This is a genomic window from Stenotrophomonas maltophilia, from assembly GCF_003970865.1.
GTDB lineage: Bacteria > Pseudomonadota > Gammaproteobacteria > Xanthomonadales > Xanthomonadaceae > Stenotrophomonas > Stenotrophomonas maltophilia_AR.
Map to the genome: position 1 here is coordinate 17,513 of NZ_RXLZ01000017.1, position 21,348 is coordinate 38,860.

Genomic DNA, 21,348 nt, shown 5'->3' on the forward strand with positions numbered 1-21,348 from the left:
CACAAAAAAACCCCGGCACGTGGCCGGGGTTTTTCGATTCACTTGAACAGCGTATCCGGATACTCCGGTTTCTGTTCCCGCGCCAGCAATGCGCGCAGGCCTTCTTCAGGTGTCTGCTCACCGTGCAGCACGGCACGCACGCGGTCGGAGATCGGCAGGTCGATGCCATGGCGGCGCGCCTGTCGCATCACTTCGTCGGCGGTCTGCACCGACTCGACCACCTGGCCGATTTCGCGCACGGCATCCTGCAGCGTCTGGCCACGGCCCAGGGCCAGGCCCAGGCGGCGGTTGCGCGACAGGTCGCCGGTGCAGGTCAGCACCAGATCGCCCAGGCCGGCCAGGCCCATCAGCGTTTCCGGCTTGGCACCGATGGCAGCGGCCAGGCGCAGCATCTCGTTGAGGCCACGAGTGATCAGGCCGGCACGGGCGTTGAGGCCCAGCTGCATGCCATCGGCCACGCCGGTGGCCACGGCCAGCACGTTCTTCATCGCGCCGCCCAGCTCGGCACCGACCATGTCGTCACCGGTGTAGGCGCGGAACGCCGGGCCGTGCATCGCCTCGGCCACCGTCTGCGCGAACTCGGGCACGTCGCCGTGCACGGTGATCGCGGTCGGCAGGCCCTGAGTCACTTCCTTGGCGAACGACGGCCCGGTGACGACGGCCAGCGGCACGTCCTCACCCAGCACTTCGCGCGCCACTTCATGCAGGAAGCGGCCCGAACCGGGTTCGAAGCCCTTGGTGGCCCAGGCCACGCCGGCACCGGCAGGACGCAGCGGCGCCAGCGCACGCACGGTTTCACCGAAGGCATGCGACGGGGTCACCACCAGGATCCAGGCCGCGCCCTCCACCGCCGACGCCAGGTCGGTGGTGGCACGCAGGCTGTCCGGCAGCGGGATGCCCGGCAGGTAACGCGGATTCTCGTGGCGCTGGTCGATGGCTTCGACCACGGCAGCATCGCGCCCCCACAGCACGGTCGGGTGACCGTGCCGCGCGAGCAGGCTGGCCAGCGCGGTTCCCCAGGAACCGGCACCGAGCACGGCGATCTTGTCAGCGGGAGTGCTCATCCGTGACGTCGCAGCAGGGATCAGGCGTTGCCGGCCGGCTCGGAGTCAGCCAGCGACGGTGCGTCACCCTGCTCCTGGCGCTGGCGCAGGGTTTCTGCGTACAGGCCTTCGAAGTTGATCGGCTGCAGGAAGAACGGCGGGAAGCCGCCGGCCTGGATCAGGTCGCTGATCAGCTGGCGCACGTACGGGAACAGGATGTTCGGGCACTGGGTGCCGAGCAGCACGTCGATCGACTGCGGGTCCAGGCCGACCAGGCCGAACACGCCGGCCTGCTTCACTTCGGCCACGTAGGCGGTGCGCTCACCGGCCTGGCAGGTCAGGGTCACGGCCAGCACGACTTCGAAGGCGTTTTCACCCAGGCGCTGCACCTGCTGGTTCAGGTTCAGCTGCAGCTCCGGCTGCACCTGGTCATTGAAGATGGTCGGAGCGTTCGGCGACTCGAAGGAGACGTCCTTGACGTAGATCTTCTCGACGGTGAAAGCAGGGCCGGTAGCGGCATCGACCGGCGCAGCGGCGCCGTTGGTGATCTCTTCGGACATTTCCAGTAACTCCAATGAATGCAATGAAAACGATGGTCGAATTACTGCGATGGGGGCGGGATCAGGCCCATACAAGGCCGGATCCGCCACCTGCGGCAATCAGTTGCGGCCCTTGACCAGCGGCAGCTCGGCCTGCTGCCAGGCGGGAATGCCGCCGTCGAGCACGTAAACCTTCTCGAAGCCGGCCTTCTTCAGCGCCTTGGCGGCGGTTTCCGAGGCGTTGCCGCTGCGGCACACCAGCACCACCGGCGACTGCTTGGCGTTGGCCACCAGCTTGTTGTCCGGGCCGAAGGCACTGGCCTGGGCATTGCGGCTGCCGGCAATGTGGCCCTTCTCGAAGTCACCGCTGGCGGACAGGTCGACCACCACCGTGCCACCCGCGTTCATCAGCTGGGTCAGTTCGGCGGGCTTGATGCCCTTGAAGCCCCGGAACAGGCGGCGGATCTCGGTGACGATGATGGCCACGGTCAGGCCGACCAGGGCCGCGGACAGCATCGGGTTTCGGCCTGCAAAGGCCAGCAACTCTTCGTAATTCACTCAGGTCACGGGTCGATTAAGCGGGCGCCGATTGTCGCACAAGCCGGACGCGGCCCGTCACTGCCCCTTCCACAGGTCCGGCAGGCCGGCGGTCTGCCACCAGCGCTTGGCCTCGGCATCCCAGCGCCAGCGCTCGACCACGACCACGGTGCGCTCGGCCTGGGTGTTCTGGTTGATCACCCCGATTTCGACCCGGCGCTCGACCAGGCCCCCGTCCAGCGCGGCGCTGCTGCGCTCGCGGTAGGACGACACGCGCAGCTGCGCGTAGCGGTTGAGCTCGAACTCGGTGGGCGGTTTTTCCTTGCGCAGCTTGGGGTCCAGATAGCCGATCGCATCGTCCATGCTGCCCCAGCGGATGGTCGCGCCGTAGGCGATCTGGGTCTCTTCCAGCAGCTTACGCTGCTTGCGGCTCAGGTCGTCGGCCGAGGCCGCGGCGCTGACCAGCAGCAGGGAACACATCAGGAACTGGATGAGGCGGCGCATCGGTGGTTTCCCCAGAACGTCAGCCTGCCATCCTACCCTTTGGCGAAGGCAACGAAGCGACCGCTGAACTCGGCGGCGGGCTTGCCATCGGCACCGGGCTGGGTGGCGATGATGCTGATGCGGGCCTTGCGGCGCTGGCGGAAGGTGTTCAGGAAGGCATCCCAGCCAGTGGCCTCGGCCGCTTCGGCATGGGCGTGCAGGTCTTCGTAGACCGGCGCCAGGTAGCGCAGGTTGCTGTCGGCCACGTAGACCTCGGCATCGTGGCCGGCCAGGCGCAGGCGCAGGCTGACCAGCGCCCAGCCGGACAGGGTCAGCACCGAGGCCAGGCTGCCACCAAAGGCGTTGCCCTTGTCGTTGACGTTGGCGGCCAGCGGCGCGGTGATGCGCAGCACGCCATCGGCATAGCCGTCGAGCTGGATCTGCATGGCGCGGACCGCCGGCATGCAGTCCAGCACGTCCTGCAGGGCGGCCAGCGAGGAAGTCAGAGCATCAACGGACATCGGAGCAGAGACCACGACAACGAAGGGCCCGCATAATGCAGGCAATGGCCGACCATACGATACCCACTGGCGCCGCCGGTTCCGAGCCGGGCTGGACCTTCATTTCGCTGCGACCGCAGGGCCAGAATTCCGCGCTGCGCCGCGCCGTTGCTGGGCTGGGCGGGCATGTGGTGGCCCTGCCACCCTGGCGCCTGCAGCGCCTGAACGGCACGCCAGTGGTGCGTCAGCTGCAACGCGCGCTGAACTGCGATCGGGTGGTGTTCACCAGCCCGGCCGCCGTTACCGCGGCCGCCACCCTGCTGCCACTGGCCGAGGCACAACGCTGCCCGTGGCTGACCGTGGGCGAAGGCACCGCGCGCGCGCTGCGGGCGCAGGGCGTCGCCGAGGTGCATGCACCGCAGCGGATGGACAGCGAGGGCCTGCTGGCGCTGCCGGTGCTGGCCGAGGTGCAGGGCCTGCGCATCGGACTGGTCACCGCCCCCGGCGGACGCGGCCTGATTGCTGCACACCTGCAGGCTGCTGGCGCCACGATCGAACGTGCCGATGTCTATCAGCGTCGCCTGCTGCGCCTGTCGCCCCGCACACTGGCTCGATTGGCGCATTCAGCGTATCCGTGGGTGCTGGCGGTCAGCAGTGGTGAGGCGTTGCTGCATTTCTGGCAGCAGCTTCCGCCGGCATTGCAGCAACGCCTTCAGGCTCATGCCACCGTCGTCGTGGCCAGCGAGCGACTGGGCGATCAGGTGCACGCACTGGGGCTGCAGCGTGTGGTGCGCGCGGCCGGGCCCACCACGGCACAACTGGTGGCCGCTGCACACGCCACGCTCACCGTCCCGGCAGCGAACTGAACAGGGACGTGGGTCACGCTTGCCGCTGTGGTCGGCAACAGTGATGCTGTGCACAACGCGGCCTGCCGGAACCTGACCGGCGACGTTGCCGACAAGGAAGCCCCATGAACGAGACTCCGCCCGTTTCCCCGCCCCGTCGACCCGTGCGCTGGCTGCTGCCGCTGGCCGGGGTGGTCGTGCTTGGCGTGGGCGGCTATGCCGGCTGGTACGTCTGGCAGCAGCAACAGCACGAACAGGAAGCGCAGGCACAGACCACGGCCGTGCAGCTGCAGGGCCTGCAGGCGACGCTGGATGCATTGCGCCGCGACCAGCGCGCGACCAGCCAGCGCCTGCAGGATGCGGCGACCACCAACCGCGTGCTGCGCGACGAGATGCTGGGCCTTTCGCAGCGCAGTGCGCTGCTGGAAGAGAATCTGGCCAAGCTGGCCGACAGCGCCAATCAGGGCCGCCAGGCGGTACAGCGCGATGAGGCCGAACTGCTGCTGACCCAGGCGGCGCAACGCCTGAACTACGCCGACGACGTGGAAGGCGCGCGCCGCCTGTATGCACAGGCCGCCACCGCGCTGGCCGACCTGCCCGACAGCGATGGCCTGAACCTTCGCCAGGCCCTGGTGCAGGAGCGCGATGCACTGGATGCGCTTGGCACCGGCCCGCGCACGCAATCGCTGCAGCGCCTGGATAACCTGGCCAAAGCCCTGCAGGGCCTGCCCTCGCAGGTGGCAGGCGGCAGCGCACCCGGCGCCGGCAAGCCCTGGTGGCAGGCCACGCTGGCACCGTTCGTGGACATCAGCCCCAGCCGCCAGAACGGTCCGCTGACCGCCGCCGAACGCCGCAATGCCGACGATGCACTGCAACTGGAACTGACCCTGGCGCGTGCCGCCATCGAACGTGGCGACCGCACCGGTCGCGATACCGCGTTGGCGCGCGTGGAACACTGGGCACAGCGGCGTTGGCCGGATTCACCGGCCCTGCGCGCGCAACGTGCTGAACTGAAGGCCTTGCGCGAGCTTCCGCTGCAGGCCAGCAACACCGTGCTTGGCAGCACCCTGCAGCAACTGCGCACCCAGACCGACCGGAGGTAATCCCGCATGAAACCCCTGCAATCCCTGGTCGTGCTGTTGCTGGCCGTGGCCATCGGCGTGGTTGCCGCGCAATGGCTCGGCGCCGATGACCTCAACCGCTTCGGCGAAGTAACGCTGCGCTACGGCGGCTACGACTACCACAGCAATCTGCCCAAGGTGGCGCTGCTGTCGGTAATCGCAGTGCTGGTGCTGTGGCTGCTGTGGAGCCTGATTGCCGCACCGTTCCGTGCCTGGGGCCGCTACCGCCGCAAGCAGGGCCGGGTGCGCCTGATCGACGGCCTGCAGGCCTATGAGCACGGCCAGTGGCAGCGTGCCGAGAAGCTGCTGGACGGCGCTGCCAAGGACCCGGAGGTGAGCGCGGTGGCGCTGGCCAATGCCGTGCGCAGTGCACAGGCGCGTGCCGATGGCCCCGCGGGCGAGGCGCTGCTGCAGCGCCTGGGCGAGAGCGATGCCACCCTGCAGGCTCTGCTGCGTGCAGAACAGCTGCTGGCGCGCGATCTGCCGGTGGATGCGATCAACGCGCTGGACGTAGCGGCAATCCAGCCGCTGCCGCCGCGCGGCCTGTGGCTGCGTACCGAAGCGCTGGCACAGGCCGGCCGCGCCCACGAGGCGTATGGCCAGCTGGGTGCGCTGCGCCAGAGCAAGGTGCTGCCGGCCGACGCGAACAGCGAACTGGAAGCACGCCTGGCCGCACATGCGCTGCTGGAAGCGGCCGACGTCAACGCACTGGCCGCACAGTGGGAAGCCACGCCGAAGGCGCTGCGGCCGACCCCGGATGTGGTGGGTGCCTATGCCAGCCGTGCGGTGGCCCTGAACTGGGATGAGCCGGCGCTGCTGGCGCTGGAACAGGCGCTGGACCAGCGCTGGGACGACGAACTGGTGGCGCTGTACGGCCGCCTGCCGGCCGAGCGCCTGGCCACCCGCCAGGCCAACCTGGCGCGCTGGCGCAATGTGCATGATGGCTCGGCCGCACTGCATCTGGCGCAGGGCCGCGTGGCCCTGGGTCAGCAGCAGTGGGATGCCGCAGATACGTTCCTGCACGAGGCCATCGCCGCGGGTGCCGGTGCCCCGGCGTGGGAGGCATTGGGTGAGCTGTTCGCACAGCGTGGCGAGCACGCGCTGGCCGCGCAGTGCCTGGCCAATGCGCTGCGACTGCAGCGTGGCGAGGACAGCGTGGAACTGATGCGCGGCACCGAGACGCCGCTGCGTGCCACGGTGGAAGAGCAGCCGATCGCGGTGCAACCGCCGGTGTATGACGCCAACGAAGAGCGCGACGAATTCGGCAACCCGCGGTTGCCGTGAAGCGTGCCGACCAACGGTCGGCACCCACCGGAGCAACAAAAAAACGCCGCCCATTGGGCGGCGTTTTCATGTGTGGAACCCGGTAGTCGCCAACCTTGGTTGGCGTGCGGTCGCAACAATCAGCGTTCGACGATCGCCACCACGCCCATGCCGCCGGCGGTGCAGATCGACACCAGCGCGCGGCCACCGCCGCGCTCGGCCAGCTGCTTGGCTGCGGTAGCGATCACGCGGGCGCCGGTGGCGGCGAACGGATGGCCGGTGGCCAGCGACGAGCCCAGCAGGTTGATCTTGTCCGGGTCGATGCGGCCCAGCGGCGCGTCCAGGCCCAGGCGGTTGCGGCAGTAATCCTCGCTCTCCCACGCACGCAGGGTGCACAGCACCTGTGCAGCGAAGGCCTCGTGGATCTCGTAGATGTCGAAGTCCTGCAGGGTCAGCCCATTGCGCTTGAGCATCTCCGGCACGGCCACGGTCGGTGCCATCAGCAGGCCTTCGCCATGCACGAAGTCCACCGCAGAGACGTGCGCATCGCGCAGGTACGCCTGCGGCTCATGGCCGTGCGCACGCGCCCACTCTTCGCTGGCCAGCAGCACCGCGGCGGCACCGTCGGTCAGCGGCGTCGAGTTGGCAGCCGTGAGCGTGCCACGGCCGGAGACCCTGTCGAATGCCGGCTTCAGCGTCGCCAGCTTCTCCAGCGAGGTATCCGGGCGCAGGATGTTGTCACGCTCAACGCCACGGAACGGTGCGATCAGGTCGTTGAAGAAGCCACGCTCATAGGCGGCAGCCAGCTTCTTGTGCGACGACACCGCCCACTCGTCCTGCGAGTCGCGCGAGATGTTCCATTCCTTGGCCATGTCCTCGCAGTGATCGCCCATGCTCTTGCCGGTGCGCGGCTCGGCCACGCCCGGGAACTCGGGCTTGAGCTCGGAGAACTTGAAGCCGGCGGTGAGCGCGCGGATCTTGTCGCCGGTGCTCTTGGCACGGTTGGCGGCCAGCAGGCGCGCGCGCAGCTTCTTGCCGTAGACGATCGGCACGTCGGAGGTGGTGTCCGAACCGCCGCCGATGCCCGATTCAATCTGGCCCAGCGCGATCTTGTTGGCGACAGTGATGATGCTGTCCAGCGAAGTGCCGCAGGCGCGCTGCAGGGTGATGCCCGGGGTCAACGGCGACAGGCCGGAGGACAGCGTGGCTTCGCGGCCCAGGTTCCAGTCGCTGGAGTGCTTGATCACCGCACCCATTGCCACTTCACCCAGCTGCTGGCCGTGCAGGCCGAAACGTTCGACCAGCGCGCCCAGCGTACGGACCGACATGCCGAGATTGCCGACATCCGAATACGCGGTGTTCTGGCGGCAGAACGGAATGCGGACGCCACCGAGGATGGCGACGGGACGAGCGTTGGGCATGGAGATACCTGGCATGGATGAGGGTGTCTGCAACATGGCCTGCACGGCGGAGCAGGCATAATGGAGCCAAGTGTAGCTGCCGCCCTGTGATGGGCCAACCGTGGAACCATGAGCAAACCCGACCCCGCGATGAATGCCCTTGGCGTGCTGGCCCTGGAACTGGCCGGCGGCGAAATCCCCCGCCAGGCGGTGCTCAGCGCCGAACAGGCCGGTGAACTGGCCGAACGCGTCGGCCGTGACCTGTCCAAGCTGGTGCCGCAGGTGGCCGAGCTGGACCTGGTGTTCGCCGCCGCCCATTTCGACCCGGCCGAAGTACTGCGCCCGGGCTGGCCGATCCACCGCCGCCTGGAAGAACTGCAGATGCGTGCGCCGGGCCGCAACCAGGGTCCGCGCCTGCTGGCGTTCGGCACCGACGCCAACGGTGATGTACCGCTGCCGTTCCAGGCCGATGCCACCCTGGTGGGCGGTGGCCTGCGCGTGGTGCCGTTCCTGCTGACCGGCAGCGACGTGGCGACGACCAATGCAGTGGCCGAGGCGCTGGAAGACACACTGCTGGCCAACGGCATGGCCCATGCCGACACCGCGTTGATGGCGCAGAACACCTTCGGCGCGCGCATCGAGCATGCGCGCTATTTCACCGTGAACGACCTGGCCGCGATGATGTCGATGCAGTACGACAACCAGGGCCTGGCCGCGCTGTGGCCGCTGATCGAGACCGCGATCATGGCCCCGGGCGAAGACGAATGGCTCAACGCCGCGCCCGAGCCGCTGCTGCGCTACACGCATGGCGAAGCACGCATGGCGCTGTTCGACCCGGCCGGCTGGTGCGCGCACTACGATCACGGCAAGAACGACTGCGACCGCCTGCAGGGCATCTACGAGCAGTTCCTGATGCGCCAGCGGCAGATGGCCGCAGTGCTGGAAGCGCATGGCGTGCCGGTGCTGTTCGTGCACTGCGAGGCCGGCCAGGACGCGCGCGAGCTGCTGGCGCGCTGATCCGGGTGATCTGTGGGTAGTGCCGGCCGCTGGCCGGCAACCTCCGGATTCGCGATTGCCGGCCAGCGGCCGGCACTACCAATCAAGAGAAACGCCGGCTTGCGCCGGCGTTTTCTGATGGCTTACTGCGCCTTCTGGATCACCGCACACGCCAGGCGCGCGCCGGCGTTGCCGGTCGGCTGGGTCTTGTAGTCGTCCGCATCGGCGTGGACGATCAGGCCACGGCCGATGATGTCGAAGTCATCACCCTTGCCGATGTTGACGTTGCTCGACACCGGGCCGTCGATGGTGGCCACGCCCTTGTCGTCGGCCTTGATGTTGGGCATGTCGCCGCCGTGGTGCGGATCGGCGGCCACGCTGCCGTGGTCCTGCTTGCCCGGGTTGAAGTGGCCACCGGCGCTCATGCCGTCCGGGGCGCTGCAGTCGCCCTTCTCGTGGATGTGGAAGCCGTGTTCGCTACCCGGCTTCAGGCCACTGATCTGGCCGGTCACGTGGACCTTGCCGTCAACCAGCTTGAAGGTGACGCTGCCCTTGGTCTCGTTGCCCTGGGTCGGTGCCAGCTCGGCCGTGGCCGAGGCATCGGCAACCGGTGCAGCCGCCGGGGCCGGCGTTGCAGCCGGTTCGGTGGTGGCGCCGTCGGCCGGAGCGGCCGGCGGGGTTTCAGCCTGCGGCGCGGCCGGCTGCTGGTTGCAGGCCGCCAGGCCCAGAGCAGCAATGGCTGCGAACAGCGAAGTGTGGATCAAACGCATGGAATCTCTCCCTGGATGGTGCCTGCAGTGATCAGCGGACAACCCGGATCACGCCACAGGCGATGCGGACGCCGGCATTGCCGGCGGGCTGGCTGCGATAGTCGTCGGCGTTGGCATGCACGACCAGTGCACGTCCGGCGATATCGGTGGCGGCGCCTCCGCCAAGGGTAACGCCCTTGAGGTGGATATCGACGTTGGCGCGGCCCTGAGCGTCGGCACGCAGATTGTCCATGTCGCCCAGGTGGTGCTTGCCGGTGCCGGCGCGACCATGCGCAGCGCCACCGGGATTGAAGTGATTGCCGGCACTGCTGGCATCCACCGCGCTGCAGTCGCCGCGCTCGTGGATGTGGAAGCCGGCCTGCTGCATCGGCTGCAGGCCACCGATCAGGCCAGTGATGTGGATGCCACCGGGCTCCACCATCAGCGCGATGCGGCCACTGACGATGCTGGCCGAGGCCGGCGACAGATTGGCCTCGCCCTGTTTCGCGGCGCTGACCACGGTCGGCGGTGGCGGGGTGGGCTCGGCCTTCTTCGGCGCACTGCCACAGGCAGACAGCAGCACGGCGGCGGACAACGGCAGGATGGCAAAGGACAGACGCATCGAAGACTCCTTGCAGGTGACACTACGGACGGCATCGTCCATGAACGATCAACGGTTCGGCAAGCGGGCGCGAGGATCGCGTGCAGGGACCGTTCAATGGCCCCCGCGGCGGCGCCCGGCGCCCAGCTTGCGGGTAAGGGTATTGCGGCCAAGGCCCAGACGGGCCGCGGCTTCGGCACGGCGGCCATGGGTGATCTGCAGCGCGGCCTCCAGCAGGGCATGGTCGACCCGCTCGCGCACCTGCGCGTGCAGCCCTTCCACGCCTTCGGCCAGCTGACGGCGTGCCCATTCGGCCAGCAGCGCTTCCCACTGCCCCGGATCGGCGCCGGTGGTGCTGCTGCGACGACCGCGCGTACGGTTGAGCGCGGTATCGACGTCGGCCACGCCGATGGTGTCGGCGGCAGCCAACGCCGCCATCCGCCAGCACACGTTTTCCAGTTCGCGCACGTTGCCCGGCCAGTCGTGCTCGCGCAGCGCCTGCAGAGCGGCGGCGGTCAGGCGCTTCGGTGGCGTGTCCAGCTTGCGCGCGGCGGCGGCCAGGAACGTACTGGCCAGCTGTGCGATGTCCTCGCGGCGCTCGCGCAGCGGCGGCAGCTGCAGGCGCACCACGTCCAGGCGGTGCAGCAGGTCGGCGCGGAACTTCCCCTGCGCGACCAGCCCTTCCAGATCCTGGTGGGTGGCGGCCACCACGCGCACATCGACGCGAATCAGTTCGCGGCCACCAACGCGGAAGAACTCGCCCTGCGCCAGCACACGCAGCAACCGGGTCTGCAACGGCAGCGGCATGTCGCCGATCTCATCCAGGAACAGCGTGCCTCCGTTGGCCTGCTCGAAACGGCCGATATGGCGGCGCTGCGCACCGGTGAAGGCGCCGGCCTCGTGGCCGAACAACTCGCTTTCCAGCAGCTCGGACGGGATTGCAGCGGTATTGAGTGCGACGAACGGCCCCTCCGCGCGCGGTGATTCGCGATGCAGCGCATTGGCTACCAGCTCCTTGCCGGTGCCGGTCTCGCCGGTGATCAGCACCGCCAGCGGCGCCTGCGCCAGGCGGCCGATGGCACGGAACAGCGCGCGCATCGGCGGGGTATCGCCCACCAGTTGCGGCGGTTGGTCGCCATGCACTTCCGCCGCAGGTGTAGATGCCGCCAGCGCCGGTGCAACGGCCGGCAACACCCGCTGCGCCAGCGCCACCGCATCGTCCAGGTCGAACGGCTTGGACAGGAATTCATGCGCGCCACCGCGGAACGCACCGGCCGTGCTGGCCACATCGGTATAGGCCGACATCACCACCACCGGCAGCTGCGGCAGCGCGGCCTTGAGCTTGTCCAGCAGCACCAGGCCATCGTCGCCGGGCATGCGCACATCGGTGAACAGCAGCGCTGGTGGCGGGCCTTCGCTCAACGCCTGCAGGGCGGGTGCGGCGCTGTCGAAATCGACGACCTGGTAGCCCGCCTCGCGCAGCGCGGTGCACAGCACGAAGCGCACGGCACGATCGTCATCGACCACCCAGATGCGCTGCGGGGACGAAGAAGACTCAGACATCGCGCGGGGCCTCCTCGGCCGGGGCGGCGCCGCTGACGATCGGCAGCAGCAGGGTGAACACGGTATGGCCCGGGCGCGAGCGATAGGTCAGCGTGCCGCGATGCTCACGCGCCACCTGCTGGGCCAGCGCCAGGCCCAGGCCAGTGCCTTCGGCGCGGCCACTGACCAGCGGCAGGAACAGGTGCTCGGCCAGCTCCTCAGGCACGCCACGGCCGTCGTCGGCGATCTCCAGGCGCAACGCCAAGGTGTGCAGCTGCTCGGCGATGCGCACGCCATGCTCCACGCGGGTGCGCAGGGTGATGCTGCCGGCGCCGGCCTGGATCGCGTTGCGCACCAGGTTCCAGACCGCCTGGGTGAGGCGGTCGGCGTCGCCATGGAATTCGGGAATGCTGGGGTCGTAGTCGCGCTGCAGGCGTACCGCCCAGCCGGCCTCGTTCTCGGCCAGGCGCAGCACGCGTTCCAGCGCGGCATGGATGTTCAGTTCGGCATGCGGCGCGGCCGGGGCCGGCGACAGCAGCTGGTCGAGCAGGCCGTTGAGGCGCTCGATCTCCGAGCCGATCAGTTCGATCAGCTCGCGTTCGCTGGCGTCGCGCTGGGCCGCGCGGCGGGCCAGCAGCTGGGCCGCGCCCTTCAGCCCGGCCAACGGGTTGCGCAGCTCGTGGGCCAGCCCCTTCAGCGCCGCACTGAGCGCGCTGGGCAGGGCCTGGGTCGGGTCGAGCCCGGGGAATTCGTCGACCGGATGCGCCTCCAGCAGCCAGCCGCCATCGTCGCGGCGGCTCATCCAGCCCTCGGCGAAGCGCGGGGCCTCGCCGGGCACCGCCAGCGCCAGTCGGTTCAGACGCAGGCTGTCGCGCTCATCGCGGGCCAGGAAATGGGCCAGTGCCTCGCCCTGCACTTCCAGTGCGGCCAGCGGCCGGCCCAGCAGGCGCCGGGCGCTGACGCCCAGCCAGCGGGCGAAGGCGGGATTGCAGCCGGCAATGCAGCCATCGGCCCCGGCCCAGGCCAGCGGCGTGCCCAGGGCATCGAGGGACGGCGGGGGTGCGGGGTCGGACATTGCACCAATGTAGTGCAAAACGCGGATCCGGAGTCGGATCCCTTTCCGTCAGGAAAGGGCTCTGACCCCGGCGGGGCAGCGTTACACTGGGTAGCCGGTGGCTTCCCGGGCCTTCTTCCAGGCGCTTTCGAATTCGCGCGCGCTGATCTCGTCATCTTCGTCGAAATCCAGGAACGACACCGGCTGGTCGGCCAGCAGGAAGCGGTCGTCGCTGTGGGCGTGCTCGTCGGCCCAGACCATCTTGGTGCCGTAGATTTCCACCTGGCGCACGATCTTCTCGCCGCGCGCTTCCATCAGCACGTTGCCCTTGCCCAGGCCCGATTCGGCCCAGTGCTTGTAGTACTTCTTTGCGGCGGATTTCGCGCCGGGTTTTGCGTTGTGCTTTGCGTAGGTCATTGCAGAGGTCCTGGCCGCAGGCGCGGCCGGAAAGTTCGGAATGGCGCCATTATCAGGCATCCGGGGGCCAACCTACTGCGGCAGCGCCACGCCCTTCGGCCACAGCATCCAGATATTGCCCTTCTGCTTCATGTCGCCGGCCAGCTTGCCGGCGGCATCGCCGCTGCCCCAGTACAGGTCGGCGCGCACTTCACCGGCAATGGCACCGCCGGTGTCCTGTGCGGCGACCGGGCGCACCACCGGGCTGCCGTCCGGGCGTGTGGTGGACAGCCACAGCAGGCTGCCCAGCGGCACCACGGTGCGGTCCACCGCCACGCTGTAACCGGCGGTCAGCGGCACGTTCAGTGAACCGCGCGGGCCTTCCGGGCTGTCCGGGTTGCGCACGAAGAACACGTAGCTGGGATTGCTGCGCAGCAGTTCCGGCACGCGCGCGGGATTGGCCCGGGCCCAGGCGCGGATCGCGTCCATGGTGACGTCTTCCTTCTTCAGCTGGCCCTGGTCCACCAGCCAGCGGCCGATGGCGCGATAGGGGTGGCCGTTCTGTTCCGCATAGGCCAGCCGCACCTGCTTGCCATCGGCCAGGCGCACGCGGCCGGACCCCTGGATCTGCAGCAACTGCAGGTCCATCGGGTCGGTCAGCCAGGCCAGCACCGTCGCCTTGGCGCCCTTGGTCGCGATGGTGCCGGCATCGTCATAGGGCTTGAGCACCTTGCCTTCGACGCGCCCGCGCAGGCGCTTGCCCTTCAGCTCCGGGTAGAGGCTCTCCAGCTGCACCACCACCAGATCATCCGGCGTGCCGTAGACCGGCACCGTGGCCTTGGCGGTACGGGTGAGGCTGCCGGGGTAGATCGGTTCGTAGTAGCCGGTAATGAGCCCGTCGGCCTGGTGGCCGCCGGCACGCAGCGCGTAGACATCGAGGTCGCGCTGCAGGAACTGGCGGATCGCGGCCGGGTCCTTGTCCGCCACCGTCGCGGCGGTGGCGCAGGGTTTGGCCCAGACCGCATCGTTCTTCAGGCGGGTGCAGCTGCTGCGCCAGGCAACGAAGCCGGCCTGCAGGTCGCTGTCGGAGACCGGCGGCAATGCGCTCCATGCGGCCTTGGCGTAGGTGGCCGTGGGCTTCGGTACTGCCGGGCCTTCAGGGCGGGTGCCCGTGGTGGAGCAGCCGGCGAGCACGGCCAGCGCAAGAAGGCTCAAGCTCGTGCGGTTCAGGGGGGCGATGATGTCTTTCATTACCCCAATGTAGAGGAAATGGCTCAGCGCCGGACCGTCGGGGATCCGGCGCCACGCTCTCCCTTCAGCGTCCGCCGCCTCCCAGCAGGCCACTGTTGCTGGTGGCGAACACCGGCGGCGGCACGTCCAGCACGGCATCGTTCACGGCGCGGCCGGCCAGGAAGTCGACGATGCTGCGTGCAATGGCAGGATTGCCCACCCACAGCTCGTGATGATGGCTGGCATTGCGTACCAGCAGCGAGCGGCCGTTGCTGAAACCGGGACGCAGCGCGTCGGCATTGGCTGGCGGCGTGCGCCCATCCAGAGTTCCGCTGATGAACAGCACCGGCACGTCGCTGCGCAGCGGCCCGCGGAAGGATTCGCCCAGATCGGCCAGGCCCAGGCCGTTGCCGATGGCGGGGAACGGGAAGTTCAGGGCGTTGCCGAACAGGCTTTCGCGCGCCTGCGCCTCTACCCGTGCCAGGCGTTGCGGGCTCTGCCCGGAGGCCACATCCATGGCCAGCCCCATCGCCGGGTACTGGGCGAACTGCGCACGCACGATCAGTACCAGGTCGGCCATCGGATCGTAATTGCCGCGCTCGGCCTCGCGCAGGACCAGCGGCAGCCACTGCTGGGTATGCCGTTGGCCAAGGGCATTGGCCATCAGGATCTGCGCATCGAATTCACCGATGGTCACCTGGCGACCGTCATGCATGCGGCTGCGACCCTGTCGCGGCTGCTCATGCAATGCCTGCAGCACACGCTTTGCCGATCCGGCCAGATCGTCGAAGCCGTCCTTGCGGGCCAGTGGCGCCAGTTCCTGCAGCAAGGCATCGCTGCTGAGCGGCAGCTTCAACGTGTCATCGGGGCCTTCGGTGCCCATCAGCACCACGCGTTCCAGGCCCTTGCCGTGCAGGCGCACCGTCGCAAGCGCCAGGTGGGTGCCGTAACTCATGCCCCACACGCTGATCCTGGGCACACCCAGTGCGCGCCGCAGATCATCCAGGTCATCGGCACTCTCTGCGGTGGTATAGGCGCCCAGATCGACGCCCGCCTGGCGCCAGAACGCCACGCACTTGGCAGCCGTCGCCTGCAATGCGGCCAGGGCCGCATCGTGCTGCAGCGGTTGGCCATCGTCGAAGCGGGTTTCATGCGGACACTCCGGCGGCGGTTCAGACAGGCCGGCACCACGCTGATCGAGCAGCAGCACGTCGGCTTCGCGCCGGACCTGGTCGAACACCGGCCAGCGCGGACCGCGCGCGGTATCGATGCCGGAACCACCCGGACCACCGGCCAGATAGACCACGGGGGCGCTTCGGCCAGTGCTGCCGGTTGCACGCAGGCGTACCACTTTCAGCCGCATGCGCGGCCCATCCGGCTCGCTGTGCCGGCGCGGCACATCCAGCACGGCGATCTCTGCAGGGATGGCGCCATGTGCTTTGGTCTGCAGTGTGTACGGCTCGAACGCCAATGCCGTAGGCGTGGCCTGCACCGGCATGACCGCCGCGAACGCCAGGCAGAACGTGGCCGCCGTGGCGATCAAGGCAGAGCGACGAGGAGGGTGACTGCTGGACGATGTGCAGGCGTTGCGGCTCATGGTGGGCTCCAAAGGAAGGACGTGCGTGGCCAGCATCGGGTCGATCGCGGGGCTGCCGAGGCGCCCGCCTGCCGAACGTCTCCAGAAGGCGGTCCAATGGCTCCACGCAACCGATACGATGGCCACCATGCAGATCACACGAACCCTGGCTGTCCTTGCTGTCCTGCTTGCGGCCGTGGCGGCGTGGCTGATCGTGTCGACACCCCCCGCCTGCGTGATGTTCGTGCAGGGGGCGCAGATGGCACCTGCGGACGCCGGGGCGTCCAGCACCCTGCCTGCGCGGCCGCCGCAGGACCTGGACTGGCGGCCGCTGGACCAGCAGCGGCTGGCGCAGTGGCGCGGCCCGTACTGGCTGCGCTGGCAGGTGCCGGCGTCAAGCGGCACCGACGATCATGGCCGTACGTTGCGGCTGTCACTGCGCGCTGCCAGCCAGCTGTACTGGAACGGCACGCCCTGGATCAGTAATGGCGTCGTGGGCCGCACCGCTGAAGAAGAACAACCGGGACGTATCGACCTTGTCCACGTGCTTCCCCCCGCTTCTGGCAATGCCACCGATGAGCTGGTCGTGCTTGCATCCAGCCAGCGACAACATTTCACCCTGCACGGCGCCGACGCGATGGCGCTGATCGCGCCCGCCGCCGTGCTGTATGGCCAGATCATCCTGCCGTGGTTGATCGCTGCTTTCGCCACGGGAGCATTGGCGGCGGCGTGCCTGTATTTCCTGGCGGTCCTGCGCGGCCAGACCCGCACGCCCGGCACGCGCCTGCTGTTGGCACTGGGCGTGGTGGGGCTGGCGTTGCCGGTGGTGGAAGCGTGGCGCTCCCTGCTGGGCTATGACTACCCGTGGCATGGCCCGCGCCTGATTGCACTGCTGGCGTTGCACGTAGCCGCGGCGGCACTGCTGCCAGCCTATCTGGCGCGGCGGTTCCAGGTGATGGTGCCGCGTGCCGCGAGCTTCGCTTATCTGTCAGTGATCGTGGCGCTCGCCATCATCCTGCCCGGCTTCGATACGCGCTCGGCCGCAGTGCTGTTGCTGAGCCTGCTCGCTTCAGTGTGGCTGCTGTTGCGTGCGCGCGGCGACACAGAGGATCGATGGCCGATCCTGGCCCTGCTGCTGGTCGGCCTGCTGGCGTTGCTGGTCGCGCGCGGCGCTTTCCTTGACGGGCCGTACTTCCTGCTGCTGGCGGTGCTGATGGTGTTCCTGCTGCTGCGTCACGCGGCACAGCTGCAGGCATTGGACCGGCACAACGCGTTGCTGCGTGAAGAGCGCGCACGGCTTTCATTGCAGTTGCTGCAGCGAGGCATCCAGCCACATTGGCTGATGAACACCCTTACAAGCCTGCAGGAACTGATCGAACAGGCACCACAGCGCGCGAGCCGCCTGGTGGAATCGCTGGCCGATCAGTTCGATCGCCTGCGCGACAGCAGCAGCCGACAGAGCATTCCCCTGCAGGACGAGTTGGCCCTGTGCCGCAGCCATCTGGACATCGTTGGCCAGTCGCTGGGCCAGCCGCTGCTGCTGGAGGTGGAGGGCGAAGACGCGCCGCTATCGCTGCCACCCGGCATCCTGCATGCGCAGGTGGAGAACGCGCTGACCCACGCCGGCGCGCTGGCGTGCGTGCAGCACCCGTTCCGTCTGCGCGTGCAACGCGACGATGACCGTTGGGTGCTGGAACTGCACAGCGCGCGCGGCTCATCCTCGCACCGCGGTCGCGGCACGGGCACGCGTTACATCGAAGCCAGCCTGGCTGCTGCAAGTCCCGACGGATGGAACTTCGTGCAGGGCATCGACGGCAACCAGTGGTGCGGACGGATCGAGCTGACATGCGCATCCTGATCGTCGAGGACGAACCGCTGGTACGCCAGCGCCTGCAGCGGCTGTGCGCCGAGCTGGCAGGTACGCGCGCGCGCTTCGATGCCGTGGCCGATCTGGAGGCAGCCGGCGACCGCTTGCAGCGCAATGTCTATGACGGCCTGCTGCTGGACCTCAACCTTGGGGGCGAGGACGGTTTCGAACTGCTGCGGCGTGCGGTAGCCGGCCGCTACCAGTGCATAGTGGTGTCGGCCCACCGTGATCGTGCGCTGCAGGCGTTTGAACACGGTGTACTCGACTTCGTTCCCAAGCCGTTTTCGCGCGAACGCCTTGGCCAGGCGCTGGAACGCTTGTTGGGTATCGGCGGTACGCGTTCAGGCAGGGCACGTTACCTGGGCATCTGGCGCGCGCAGGGAACGGCAACCGTCGAGCTCTCGGAGGTGATGTGGATCGCGGCGGACGGCGACTACAGCCAGGTGCGCATGCGCGATGGCCGCAGCGAACTACATGACAAATCGCTGGCCGCGCTGGCCAACGTGCTGCCTGCGGATTTCGTCCGCTGCCATCGATCGCATCTGGTCAACCTGCGGCACGTGCGTACGCTGCATGCCGGTTCCGGCAGCCGCTACTGGCTGGTGTTGAGCGATGGCAGCGAGCTGGCCGTGGGCCGCGCGCATGTCGTGGCGCTACGCGATGCGCTGGGACTGGGGTGATCGCCGGAGGATGCCAGGCATGGCCTGGCGCTACTGGGGGGCGGGAACCACATGGAAATGACTGCACTGCGATCGCGCTGGGCGTGGGTCAGGGCGTCTGCAGCAGCAGCGAGTGCAGGATGCGGGCGTCCTCGGCATCCAGCGTCTTCGGCAGGTCGTCGCGGCCACGGAAGCGGCGATGGAACGCGGCGATGGTGGCCTCGCGGTTGTCCAGCGGATAACCGAGGCGGGCCAGCGCATTCCACGCATCGAAGCCTTCCGGTGCAGCACCATCGGCCGCGCGCGGCCAGACGCCGAACCCGGCCTCGGCCAGCTGCTGCCACGGGAAAAACCGGCTCGGATCCTGCTTGCGCGTCGGCGCCAGGTCGGCATGGCCGATCACCTGTCGCGGCGGAATGTTCAGGCGCGTGGTGAGATCGCGCAGCAGCACGATCAGCGATTCGATCTGCGCCGCACTGAACGGGCTGCGGCCATCGTTGTCGAGCTCGATGCCGATCGAGGCGGAGTTGAGATCGGTGATGGTGCCCCAGCGCCCGGCACCGGCGTGCCACGCACGGCGCTCATCAGCGACCAGCTGGTAACGATGGCCATCGGCGCCGATCAGGTAGTGCGCACTGACCGGTCCACCACTGTTGGCGGTACGCAACGTATGCAGGCTCTGCTGCACCGATTTCTGCTCGGTGTGGTGGATGACGATGATGACCGGGGTGCGCGCGTTCTGGTTGGGTGACGGCACCCAGGTGGCGAGCGGGTTGTGCTGCACGGGCGCGGTGGCGGTGCAGGCCGAAAGGGCAAGCGCCAACAGTGTGGAAGCCAGAACGCGGGGGCTGATCATGGGCAGATTGTAACCATGGACCGCAGCCGTGGTTCGACGCAGCGTACCGATCGACATCGCCAGTGGCTCCGCAGTCCGCGTGCTGATCGCTGTGCCTGATCATGAAGATGTAGCGGATCACATCAAAAGAGCGAAGCGGCACTATGGGGCAGCAGGGTCCGGAAAGATCAGATCCTGCTCAAATCTTGCGGCATAGATGCTCTCGAACTGGAAGGAAAGCACGAAGCGCGATTCACATACCGCAGCATAGCGCTTGATGAAACGGCAAATTTCCTCCCAAGCGCATTCAAATCCACTTGCGCGGAAATGGAACGAACCCAGCAACCCCATACGCCACTCGGCCTCCAGCCCTTCCGCGACGACAGCCTCCGACGGTTCAACGATGCGGAAACCGAATCCCGTGTTGGACGCTGGGAGATACCCCTGCAGCTTGTCCAGATCATCGGAGTACGCGACCTGGATAGAATCCAAGGCTTGTAGCACGGCCTCGAAGCTGGAACCGACCTCGACTTCGAGAAACAGCGAAATGCTCATCGTCGAATCTCTACAGCGGCGTCATAATCAAAGGTCATGTGCTGCGGCAGAGCGCTCTCATCCGCGTATCGGGCATGCGGATGTAGTGATCCTTTCATCCCCTGATCCTACCCATGAAATCCGCAATCAGCACCCGATCCGAATCATTCTTTCCAGCCCGATCCAGAACTGGACCAATATGGTAGGCAAGAAGGTCACGATAGACACCGGCCTCTGGAATGAAAGCATCAAGACAACCCAGGAATGACCTCACCGACATAAACGAAAGAAACACCTCATAGGGATATGAACTCGCAAAAGGAACGCCGTGCAAATAGTAGCTTGCCAGCTTCTTCTGCTCTGCCCTTGACCAAGAGCGGCACTTCATCAGAACAAATGCATCCCGATAATTGTCCGACTTCAATGGCGCGTAACTCATCAGCCACTCTGATGCGGCCGTAGCGTCCATTGCAGACATCTCACCGCAGAGCTTTCTAATTCTTTCATCCATAGTTCTGCAGCCCGACCTGATGATTACCTCGTTGTAGATTGCTTCATTCCCCGGCTTCGGCATCAACTGCTATTTGTGCCCCCTACTTTGTGAGGGCGCCCAACAGCGCATGTGGATAGCAATCATCCTTCGACAGTAGATACATACACCACCCGGCGACTTAGATCACCGCGCCATCGCGATCCGGAATCCTGAAAAGTCACTCGCGAGAGCGGACTTTAGCTTCAAAACACTACCCCCGCCTTTGTTCACGCCAAGCGAGTTGATTCAAGGGCTGTATCCGATGAAGTCCACGCTCAAATCAGGTCCAGACGTCTCCCTCAGGCGTGATCCAAACCAATCCAAACGGAGCATCCGTAAGAAACCATAATCCATCCTCATCGAGATCTTCCTGATCTCTTGTAGCAGGCCAAGCGTGACGCAGAACACCCAATTGCGCATCGATATCGCCATCGGCGAAGACACCATCCGAGGCAAGCTTCAGCTTCCCTTCCTCCATCAACATCCTAAGCATCGAGAAGAACTCTTCCGTCTGCTGCCCAAAACTGATATCGCCCCCCTCAAATTCCATATTCATATTTCTCCATAGGACTCCCATGGAGTATCCATAGGAGTAATGAAGAACATCCCTGATCGCGTCAGACATCACTTGAACTTGATCTCCACAATTCCATTATTGCTAATCAGAGGATGCCTGATTTCAATAGTCCACACTGCGCCTGCCTGCTGGGCTGATGAAGAGAAGCTTCGCAGATTAACCTTTGAACCGTCAGGCCGAGTTGCAACGTAGACATTACCTTTGCCGGGAATAGCCTTGACAGTCGGCATCGCATCCATTCCAGCAAACTCCTTGTAATACCCCATGACTTCCGGCGTCGACGCGCCGGGGAACACAGGTGCACCGACACTCACGGTCTGATCAGCCTTCAAGGTTCTTCCATTTACCACAACATCGAAATCTCGAGGATGGATTGAACTTGTATTGAATAGACCTTCCAATCTTGTCATTTCCGCATCTGAAACTCTTGTTCGTTCCGCTTGAGCGACACGCGGATCCGGTTTCACCG

General features: G+C 67.0%; 24 protein-coding genes. 7 read left to right on the forward strand and 17 right to left on the reverse strand.

Annotated features, from left to right (window positions below; translation table 11 throughout):
* Positions 1-38: 38 nt before the first annotated feature.
* The 5 genes from EKL94_RS07580 to EKL94_RS07600 form a co-directional block, all read right to left on the reverse strand.
* Positions 39-1,064, reverse strand: coding sequence for an NAD(P)H-dependent glycerol-3-phosphate dehydrogenase (locus tag EKL94_RS07580; RefSeq protein WP_010487166.1), 1,026 nt, complete (start codon positions 1,062-1,064; stop codon positions 39-41).
* A 20-nt stretch (positions 1,065-1,084) separates the two neighbouring features.
* Positions 1,085-1,603, reverse strand: coding sequence for a protein-export chaperone SecB (gene secB, locus EKL94_RS07585; RefSeq protein ID WP_005407596.1), 519 nt, complete (start codon positions 1,601-1,603; stop codon positions 1,085-1,087).
* Positions 1,604-1,702: 99 nt separating this feature from the next.
* Positions 1,703-2,140 carry a rhodanese-like domain-containing protein gene (locus EKL94_RS07590; RefSeq protein WP_004153552.1) on the reverse strand — a complete coding sequence of 146 codons (438 nt, stop codon included), beginning with the start codon at positions 2,138-2,140 and terminating at the stop codon, positions 1,703-1,705.
* A 57-nt stretch (positions 2,141-2,197) separates the two neighbouring features.
* Entirely contained in the window at positions 2,198-2,623 is a 426-nt protein-coding gene (locus EKL94_RS07595) for a hypothetical protein (protein ID WP_126928618.1), read from the reverse strand.
* 32 nt (positions 2,624-2,655) lie between these two features.
* The gene (locus EKL94_RS07600) at positions 2,656-3,123 is read right to left on the reverse strand and encodes a YiiD C-terminal domain-containing protein (protein ID WP_005407593.1); all 468 of its coding nucleotides are present in this window, start codon (positions 3,121-3,123) and stop codon (positions 2,656-2,658) included.
* A gap of 35 nt (positions 3,124-3,158) precedes the next feature.
* Here EKL94_RS07600 and EKL94_RS07605 point away from each other — a divergent pair, with 35 nt between their 5' ends.
* The 3 genes from EKL94_RS07605 to EKL94_RS07615 all read left to right on the forward strand — a co-directional run bounded on the left by EKL94_RS07605 (position 3,159) and on the right by EKL94_RS07615 (position 6,352).
* On the forward strand, positions 3,159-3,968 hold the full coding sequence (locus tag EKL94_RS07605; RefSeq protein WP_126928619.1) for a uroporphyrinogen-III synthase: 810 nt from the start codon (positions 3,159-3,161) through the stop codon (positions 3,966-3,968).
* Between the two features lie 104 nt (positions 3,969-4,072).
* Positions 4,073-5,050: a uroporphyrinogen-III C-methyltransferase gene (locus tag EKL94_RS07610; RefSeq protein ID WP_126928620.1), complete on the forward strand. Its 978-nt coding sequence runs from the start codon at positions 4,073-4,075 to the stop codon at positions 5,048-5,050.
* Positions 5,051-5,056: 6 nt separating this feature from the next.
* Positions 5,057-6,352, forward strand: coding sequence for a heme biosynthesis HemY N-terminal domain-containing protein (locus EKL94_RS07615; protein ID WP_126928621.1), 1,296 nt, complete (start codon positions 5,057-5,059; stop codon positions 6,350-6,352).
* A 119-nt stretch (positions 6,353-6,471) separates the two neighbouring features.
* Here the strand turns inward: EKL94_RS07615 and EKL94_RS07620 are convergent, their stop codons facing one another.
* Positions 6,472-7,767: an acetyl-CoA C-acetyltransferase gene (locus tag EKL94_RS07620; RefSeq protein WP_126928622.1), complete on the reverse strand. Its 1,296-nt coding sequence runs from the start codon at positions 7,765-7,767 to the stop codon at positions 6,472-6,474.
* Positions 7,768-7,860: 93 nt separating this feature from the next.
* Between EKL94_RS07620 and EKL94_RS07625 the strand changes: the two genes are divergently transcribed.
* Positions 7,861-8,748, forward strand: a complete 888-nt coding sequence (locus EKL94_RS07625; RefSeq protein WP_126928623.1) for a hypothetical protein — start codon at positions 7,861-7,863, stop codon at positions 8,746-8,748.
* Between the two features lie 122 nt (positions 8,749-8,870).
* Here EKL94_RS07625 and EKL94_RS07630 read toward each other — a convergent pair whose 3' ends face one another.
* The 7 genes from EKL94_RS07630 to EKL94_RS07660 all read right to left on the reverse strand — a co-directional run bounded on the left by EKL94_RS07630 (position 8,871) and on the right by EKL94_RS07660 (position 15,896).
* Positions 8,871-9,497 carry a superoxide dismutase family protein gene (locus EKL94_RS07630; protein ID WP_126928624.1) on the reverse strand — a complete coding sequence of 209 codons (627 nt, stop codon included), beginning with the start codon at positions 9,495-9,497 and terminating at the stop codon, positions 8,871-8,873.
* A gap of 31 nt (positions 9,498-9,528) precedes the next feature.
* Positions 9,529-10,098 (reverse strand): superoxide dismutase family protein, encoded by a 570-nt coding sequence (locus EKL94_RS07635; RefSeq protein WP_014645498.1) that lies wholly within the window; start codon positions 10,096-10,098, stop codon positions 9,529-9,531.
* A 93-nt stretch (positions 10,099-10,191) separates the two neighbouring features.
* A complete protein-coding gene (gene ntrC, locus EKL94_RS07640) occupies positions 10,192-11,640 on the reverse strand; it encodes a nitrogen regulation protein NR(I) (protein WP_126928625.1) in 1,449 nt (482 codons plus the stop codon).
* The gene (locus tag EKL94_RS07645; RefSeq protein WP_126928626.1) at positions 11,633-12,694 is read right to left on the reverse strand and encodes a two-component system sensor histidine kinase NtrB; all 1,062 of its coding nucleotides are present in this window, start codon (positions 12,692-12,694) and stop codon (positions 11,633-11,635) included. Before EKL94_RS07645 ends, ntrC begins: the two co-directional genes overlap by 8 nt.
* A gap of 81 nt (positions 12,695-12,775) precedes the next feature.
* Positions 12,776-13,090, reverse strand: coding sequence for a hypothetical protein (locus tag EKL94_RS07650; RefSeq protein WP_032130155.1), 315 nt, complete (start codon positions 13,088-13,090; stop codon positions 12,776-12,778).
* 72 nt (positions 13,091-13,162) lie between these two features.
* Positions 13,163-14,320, reverse strand: coding sequence for a murein transglycosylase A (mltA, locus tag EKL94_RS07655; RefSeq protein ID WP_126928627.1), 1,158 nt, complete (start codon positions 14,318-14,320; stop codon positions 13,163-13,165).
* A gap of 64 nt (positions 14,321-14,384) precedes the next feature.
* Entirely contained in the window at positions 14,385-15,896 is a 1,512-nt protein-coding gene (locus EKL94_RS07660) for an alpha/beta fold hydrolase (RefSeq protein WP_126928628.1), read from the reverse strand.
* A gap of 127 nt (positions 15,897-16,023) precedes the next feature.
* On the opposite strand from EKL94_RS07660, the gene EKL94_RS07665 reads away from it, so the two are divergent.
* Positions 16,024-17,733 (forward strand): histidine kinase, encoded by a 1,710-nt coding sequence (locus EKL94_RS07665; protein WP_126928629.1) that lies wholly within the window; start codon positions 16,024-16,026, stop codon positions 17,731-17,733.
* A complete protein-coding gene (locus tag EKL94_RS07670; RefSeq protein WP_126928630.1) occupies positions 17,721-18,422 on the forward strand; it encodes a LytR/AlgR family response regulator transcription factor in 702 nt (233 codons plus the stop codon). The genes EKL94_RS07665 and EKL94_RS07670 overlap by 13 nt, the downstream gene beginning before the upstream one ends.
* Positions 18,423-18,510: 88 nt before the next feature.
* On the opposite strand, the gene EKL94_RS07675 is transcribed toward EKL94_RS07670, so the two are convergent.
* Positions 18,511-19,257, reverse strand: a complete 747-nt coding sequence (locus tag EKL94_RS07675; protein ID WP_126928631.1) for an N-acetylmuramoyl-L-alanine amidase — start codon at positions 19,255-19,257, stop codon at positions 18,511-18,513.
* Between the two features lie 141 nt (positions 19,258-19,398).
* Positions 19,399-19,791: a hypothetical protein gene (locus EKL94_RS07680; RefSeq protein ID WP_126928632.1), complete on the reverse strand. Its 393-nt coding sequence runs from the start codon at positions 19,789-19,791 to the stop codon at positions 19,399-19,401.
* Between EKL94_RS07680 and EKL94_RS07685 the strand changes: the two genes are divergently transcribed.
* Entirely contained in the window at positions 19,784-20,038 is a 255-nt protein-coding gene (locus EKL94_RS07685) for a hypothetical protein (RefSeq protein ID WP_126928633.1), read from the forward strand. The genes EKL94_RS07680 and EKL94_RS07685 overlap by 8 nt on opposite strands.
* 544 nt (positions 20,039-20,582) lie before the next feature.
* Here EKL94_RS07685 and EKL94_RS07690 read toward each other — a convergent pair.
* Positions 20,583-20,927 carry a DUF596 domain-containing protein gene (locus tag EKL94_RS07690; protein WP_126928634.1) on the reverse strand — a complete coding sequence of 115 codons (345 nt, stop codon included), beginning with the start codon at positions 20,925-20,927 and terminating at the stop codon, positions 20,583-20,585.
* A complete protein-coding gene (locus EKL94_RS07695; protein ID WP_126928635.1) occupies positions 20,927-21,346 on the reverse strand; it encodes a hypothetical protein in 420 nt (139 codons plus the stop codon). The genes EKL94_RS07690 and EKL94_RS07695 overlap by 1 nt, the downstream gene beginning before the upstream one ends.
* Positions 21,347-21,348 lie beyond the last annotated feature (2 nt).

Bases quoted from the DNA above. Each gene is read 5' to 3' on its own strand.
- EKL94_RS07630 (WP_126928624.1), bottom strand. From the start codon at position 9,497: ATGCGTTTGATCCACACTTCGCTGTTCGCAGCCATTGCTGCTCTGGGC.
- secB (WP_005407596.1), bottom strand. From the start codon at position 1,603: ATGTCCGAAGAGATCACCAACGGCGCCGCTGCGCCGGTCGATGCCGCT.
- EKL94_RS07615 (WP_126928621.1), top strand. From the start codon at position 5,057: ATGAAACCCCTGCAATCCCTGGTCGTGCTGTTGCTGGCCGTGGCCATC.
- EKL94_RS07635 (WP_014645498.1), bottom strand. From the start codon at position 10,098: ATGCGTCTGTCCTTTGCCATCCTGCCGTTGTCCGCCGCCGTGCTGCTG.
- EKL94_RS07645 (WP_126928626.1), bottom strand. From the start codon at position 12,694: ATGTCCGACCCCGCACCCCCGCCGTCCCTCGATGCCCTGGGCACGCCG.
- EKL94_RS07595 (WP_126928618.1), bottom strand. From the start codon at position 2,623: ATGCGCCGCCTCATCCAGTTCCTGATGTGTTCCCTGCTGCTGGTCAGC.
- ntrC (WP_126928625.1), bottom strand. From the start codon at position 11,640: ATGTCTGAGTCTTCTTCGTCCCCGCAGCGCATCTGGGTGGTCGATGAC.
- EKL94_RS07670 (WP_126928630.1), top strand. From the start codon at position 17,721: ATGCGCATCCTGATCGTCGAGGACGAACCGCTGGTACGCCAGCGCCTG.
- EKL94_RS07625 (WP_126928623.1), top strand. From the start codon at position 7,861: ATGAGCAAACCCGACCCCGCGATGAATGCCCTTGGCGTGCTGGCCCTG.
- EKL94_RS07675 (WP_126928631.1), bottom strand. From the start codon at position 19,257: ATGATCAGCCCCCGCGTTCTGGCTTCCACACTGTTGGCGCTTGCCCTT.
- EKL94_RS07650 (WP_032130155.1), bottom strand. From the start codon at position 13,090: ATGACCTACGCAAAGCACAACGCAAAACCCGGCGCGAAATCCGCCGCA.
- EKL94_RS07665 (WP_126928629.1), top strand. From the start codon at position 16,024: ATGCAGATCACACGAACCCTGGCTGTCCTTGCTGTCCTGCTTGCGGCC.
- EKL94_RS07680 (WP_126928632.1), bottom strand. From the start codon at position 19,791: ATGAGCATTTCGCTGTTTCTCGAAGTCGAGGTCGGTTCCAGCTTCGAG.
- EKL94_RS07610 (WP_126928620.1), top strand. From the start codon at position 4,073: ATGAACGAGACTCCGCCCGTTTCCCCGCCCCGTCGACCCGTGCGCTGG.
- EKL94_RS07690 (WP_126928634.1), bottom strand. From the start codon at position 20,927: ATGTCTGACGCGATCAGGGATGTTCTTCATTACTCCTATGGATACTCC.
- EKL94_RS07605 (WP_126928619.1), top strand. From the start codon at position 3,159: ATGCAGGCAATGGCCGACCATACGATACCCACTGGCGCCGCCGGTTCC.
- mltA (WP_126928627.1), bottom strand. From the start codon at position 14,320: ATGAAAGACATCATCGCCCCCCTGAACCGCACGAGCTTGAGCCTTCTT.
- EKL94_RS07600 (WP_005407593.1), bottom strand. From the start codon at position 3,123: ATGTCCGTTGATGCTCTGACTTCCTCGCTGGCCGCCCTGCAGGACGTG.
- EKL94_RS07685 (WP_126928633.1), top strand. From the start codon at position 19,784: ATGCTCATCGTCGAATCTCTACAGCGGCGTCATAATCAAAGGTCATGT.
- EKL94_RS07580 (WP_010487166.1), bottom strand. From the start codon at position 1,064: ATGAGCACTCCCGCTGACAAGATCGCCGTGCTCGGTGCCGGTTCCTGG.
- EKL94_RS07660 (WP_126928628.1), bottom strand. From the start codon at position 15,896: ATGAGCCGCAACGCCTGCACATCGTCCAGCAGTCACCCTCCTCGTCGC.
- EKL94_RS07620 (WP_126928622.1), bottom strand. From the start codon at position 7,767: ATGCCAGGTATCTCCATGCCCAACGCTCGTCCCGTCGCCATCCTCGGT.